This is a genomic window from Neobacillus drentensis (assembly GCF_036965645.1).
Classification (GTDB): domain Bacteria; phylum Bacillota; class Bacilli; order Bacillales; family Cytobacillaceae; genus Neobacillus; species Neobacillus drentensis_D.
The window spans coordinates 73285-73583 of sequence record NZ_JBALPZ010000042.1; the positions used below are offsets into that span (position 1 = coordinate 73285).

The 299-nt window shown below is 35.1% G+C and carries 1 protein-coding gene; it reads right to left on the minus strand.

Annotated elements, in window-relative coordinates; all coding sequences use genetic code 11:
• Positions 1-3 precede the first annotated feature (3 nt).
• Positions 4-177: a hypothetical protein gene (locus tag V7266_RS08460; protein ID WP_335467450.1), complete on the minus strand. Its 174-nt coding sequence runs from the start codon at positions 175-177 to the stop codon at positions 4-6.
• Between the last annotated feature and the right edge of the window lie 122 nt (positions 178-299).

Genomic DNA, 299 nt, shown 5'->3' on the forward strand with positions numbered 1-299 from the left:
TTATTATTTCATTTTTAAATTCTTTTTCTGTCTTTGGATGAATTGATCCCGCTCGCCTCCATCGGATAATTCCTCAGAAAATTCATGATCTGGTACTTTCCCTACAAATTCACCTGTTTTTAACGTCTTCGCTGCTAAATTATTATTGGGGGCAGCCTGTTCATTCCAATCTTTCATCTTTTATCACCTCCAAATTAGTATCTAATGTTTTACATACTCTTATCCCAAAAACAAAAAACGCTTGGACGAATCCAAGCGCTTTTCATTTGTTTAGGCCCTATTAAATTGGCTGTTGATTT

Excerpts from the sequence above, each read along its gene's own strand:
- V7266_RS08460 (WP_335467450.1), bottom strand. The coding sequence starts at position 177 with ATGAAAGATTGGAATGAACAGGCTGCCCCCAATAATAATTTAGCAGCG.